We start from the raw sequence: 3,854 nt of genomic DNA, 5'->3' as shown, positions 1-3,854 counted from the left end.
GTTTTTCTTGGCCAATACACTGCATGGCCGCTTCTGGTGTCATCATCAAATCCCAACCCTTCTTTTGATTTCCTGGTATTTCATTTCAAAATCCATTCGTTTCTTCGGCGTGCAGATTTCAAATTGTTTCAGGCTATATTTGTCTTTAATTGTGACTTTGATGGTCCTGGTCACAATTGATTGCCCATGCTCCATCCGTATGCTCTCTATTAACCCCTTCAGCTTTCTTTCTGTATATCCTAAAAATTCAAGTTCCAGCACAGACAACCTTTTTCGTTTCGCTTCATTTTCAATGTTTTCGATGGCTCGGCCTGCTGTTGGATCGGGGTACATTTCCGTGAAGCGATGTTCCGTCTCTTTTGTTTTATTCATCCTGCTTCCCCTAGTTTTGCTTTTTTGTTTGCTGTTTTAAGTAGTTTTATCTGTAGCCTATCATTTATCTGTATGATTTTAATTCCCAAATGGGATGCCTTCTGTTCCTCTAATCTGCATCCTTTGGATTTTTCCCAATTTCCACACAAAATCAATGTGCCGCATTGCGCCAACATTTCCAGGCACTTTGCCATTGCCGTTTCCTCATCCAGGTCCACAGAGATCTCCTTGAGCGGTCTTCTTAATATGCATCCGTACTCCCCCTTAATGTGTATAGCATAAAGAGCCTCGCATATTCGATTATCGATTCTTTTGTACTCACGTCCAAAATCATCGGTATACGCTGCCAGTGGATGAGCTAGATAACATACTTCATTGCTTTTGATTAATTTAGGCATTCTCTGTTCCCTCCTCTACAGGTTTTAGATATAGATCACTTGTTCCGTCGGCCAGAGCGGCCTCCATGGCAGACGGCTCATAATCCATATCCTCCATAAAATCCATTAACCGGGCCGTGTCTTTCAGCCTAAAATCCTCTACCTTTCCATTTTCATTACATGGCATATAACATCCCGTTTCCACCTTCATATACGCCATTATAATCAAAGCCTTCTCCGGGTTATTAATAATCCATTTGTTCCGGTCCTTTTTCTCTACTCCGTCTATCACTCCCCATATCCATCCCGTTTGCCCGTTGAACCAGTTATCCTCTTCGGCTGCATCCCCCACGATGCTCTTTAACGCGGCATGCCAGCACACCCTGGCATCCCGTTCGCTCATTTTTTTAATATGGGCTTCACGGCCCGCCTTCCCCAGATTCCAGGCCGCCTGCAACTTTCCTATGCACTCTTTTCGCTCCATGTCCTCGTGCTTTTTCTTTTCCGCCGCTTTCGCCTCTTCCTTTTCCTCTGCCTGCTTATCTCTTTTGCTGTACAGCTTTATCCCGTTTGGCCAATTTTTTCCACCATCATCGATTGTATAATAAGCCTCTCCGTCAATACGTTCAATTGCCACTGTGAGCTTTTCCTCTATGTCTTCCCCGCCCCTTAATATGTCCTCGTATGTGTATTCATCTCCTTGCTTGTCAATTTTGATTAATTCGGATTCATGTTTTTTAACAGCTTCTTCAGGCTGTTTATCTGCATTATCTTTTTCTTCCATCTGCCTTAAAAAATAATCAAAATTGATACTTCCAGCATGTTGCATTACGTATTCCTGGGTGCTCTTTCTTAGTCCCCCGATTCTGGCCAGGTCCATCAATGTCACGCCGCTCTGTCTAGCCTGATCTACCGCCTTGGCATCCTCTATCTTTGCTATTTTTCTGCGCTGTCTTACCTTTGTCTCAGATATCCCCGTCATGGCGGATATCTTCTCTACGCTCAGGCCGTAGTCCATTTCCATTTGGACGATTGCCTGGGCCTCCTCGGTCACAGTCAAGTCATTTCTTTGGATGTTCTCGGCCAACATGGTGGCCATCTGTTCTTTTTCGTCCATTCCTTCGGCCACGGTGCAGTACAATTCCGTCAATCCTGCCGCCTTGGCCGCGGCAAATCGACGATGCCCTATAATGATTCGGTATTTCTCCCATTCCTGATCCAGCGGGACTACCGTCAAATTTTGGAGCACCCCATTTTCCCGGATACTCTCTGTCAGCTCCGTCAAATCCCCTAGGTCTTTCCTCGGATTCCCTGGATGTGGTTCTAGTTGCTCGATTTTCAATATTAATTGTGGTTTCAGATTCGTTCCCATGATTTCCTCCTGGCTTTCGCCTGATTTTCAAATATCTTTTCCAAGTGCGACTATTTCGACTCGGCTCGTACCGCCCCGGCTGGCCATCGACTGGAAGGACGACTTCTTAAGGTCCAGATAATCACAGCACTCCTCAGTCGTCCCAATGATCAGCGGCGTTTCCTTTTCTCTTTCATAAACGCCATAAATTACCTGTGGCTTGCCAGCTTTTAATCCCATTTTCCTGAGTCGGTCGCGCACCGATGTCTCACTGCGGCATAACGCCCAGGCCATCTTCCTGGCCGTCATACCTTTCTTTGCCATTTCCTCTAATTTTTTAATTTCTGCATTGCTCCATGTTCCCTTGTTCATATTTTTTTCCTCTGCTTCTGTTAGCTTAACCATTCTGTAGTAGATATAATCCGCGCCGCTCCATGGATTTCGGCTTACATACACACTCTCAGGCAAGATGCGGTACCCTTTGTGCGGCCGGACTTCCGTCCCAAATCGCTTCCCCCTCAGATGTCGGATTTCTACCTCCGGTTTCTTCAGGTTTTTGGATATGCTGTACCGTTGTTTGCCTTTGAGCTCTTCATAATGGTCAAATTCCCAATCCGTTTTTTTGATAAGATACTCCGCCAGCTTTTTGTAATCTCCACTGTCGTCCAGATCCCTGGAGTAAACATCCCCCTTCCCCCAGATTCGCCCGAAGTCCGACACTGGAATCTTTGGCATGATGATATGATGATGCCATCGCCCGTTTTTCCCCTGTTCGGTGACGATGAAGTATTTAAACTCTATCCCCTCTTTTTCACAGTACCGTCCCAGGCGCTTAATCCAATTCCCCCGGTCCCTCAACGCCGCTTTCCTGTCCTTCGGTTCCTCTCCCTTCCGGTAGGTCGCCCCATTGCTTGCGCAGTTCTCATCAAAATTCGCATTCACAATGTTAGTCGCCCGGGATAACTGGCCGTTCCTGTTGATGGCCACCTGCTGTTCCGTTGTCTTCTTCCCCCGGGGTGCTCGGTGCTCTTCTTTGATCCGCCGCTTTCGGCTCGACCGGACGACCTCCTTGGTCTTTCCTGCTGTGGTGATTTTCTCGGTTAGCATCGCCCTCTCCTGTGCTTTGTTCTCTGTCGTGTCCCTTAAGTTAATACTCTAATCGAGGGCTTAAAGCCTGATTTTAAGCCCTTTCCCTTGCACGGCACATCGGCGTCTGCTATAATGGCATTAAGCATTTAACCATGCTGTGCAAAACCCGCCGGGGCTTCCAGGCCACATTCCGGCGGGCTCTTTTTATTTTTGTCTTCTAGTCGTATTTGTACTCACCCACCCGTGTCGCACTTTGGCGGAACGCCACACCATCATAAACTATTTCAATGCTCGGGTCGTCGGTCGTCCATCTTTTCTGGCCATCCGTCGGCTCGATCTCAACCATTTCCGCCAATTTCGGAAGGCCTCTAGTAACGCTAACCGTCGGCTTAACGGCATCCATCGTTGGATAATTAATAAAAAACGACCGAATCGGCAGGCCGCTTTCGGTGACCAGCTCCCCGTTGTATAGCTCGAAAAACTCCTTGGCCAAATCGCAAATCCGCTTCAGCATTTTTTCCTGACTTTCGTTCATTTTGCTTCCCATTGTTTCCTCCTCCCAGGCTTTAAGCCTTAATACACTCCAGCACCGTTCCCACCACCGGTTGTCTTACCCGGCTCATCCGCTGGGTCAGGCTCTCCTGCCTGGCCAGATGCTCAAGCAG

Annotated in this window: 5 protein-coding genes; all 5 read right to left on the bottom strand. The window is 47.4% G+C overall.

The window, feature by feature from the left end; genetic code table 11:
* Window positions 1-45: 45 nt before the first annotated feature.
* The 5 genes from VB081_RS04430 to VB081_RS04410 all read right to left on the bottom strand — a co-directional run bounded on the left by VB081_RS04430 (window position 46) and on the right by VB081_RS04410 (window position 3,736).
* A complete protein-coding gene (locus VB081_RS04430) occupies window positions 46-372 on the bottom strand; it encodes a hypothetical protein (protein WP_323399638.1) in 327 nt (108 codons plus the stop codon).
* On the bottom strand, window positions 369-770 hold the full coding sequence (locus VB081_RS04425; protein ID WP_323399637.1) for a DUF4406 domain-containing protein: 402 nt from the start codon (window positions 768-770) through the stop codon (window positions 369-371). Before VB081_RS04425 ends, VB081_RS04430 begins: the two co-directional genes overlap by 4 nt.
* Window positions 763-2,121 (bottom strand): ParB/RepB/Spo0J family partition protein, encoded by a 1,359-nt coding sequence (locus VB081_RS04420; protein ID WP_323399636.1) that lies wholly within the window; start codon window positions 2,119-2,121, stop codon window positions 763-765. The genes VB081_RS04425 and VB081_RS04420 overlap by 8 nt, the downstream gene beginning before the upstream one ends.
* 27 nt (window positions 2,122-2,148) lie before the next feature.
* Window positions 2,149-3,207: a rolling circle replication-associated protein gene (locus VB081_RS04415; protein WP_323399635.1), complete on the bottom strand. Its 1,059-nt coding sequence runs from the start codon at window positions 3,205-3,207 to the stop codon at window positions 2,149-2,151.
* A 199-nt stretch (window positions 3,208-3,406) separates the two neighbouring features.
* Complete coding sequence (locus VB081_RS04410) at window positions 3,407-3,736, bottom strand: hypothetical protein (RefSeq protein WP_323399634.1); 330 nt, start codon at window positions 3,734-3,736, stop codon at window positions 3,407-3,409.
* Window positions 3,737-3,854: the final 118 nt, after the last annotated feature.

It is taken from the genome of Christensenella sp., from assembly GCF_034927525.1.
GTDB lineage: Bacteria > Bacillota > Clostridia > Christensenellales > Christensenellaceae > Christensenella.
Note: the sequence above shows the minus strand (reverse complement) of the source record. Positions and strands in the feature narration are given on the sequence as shown.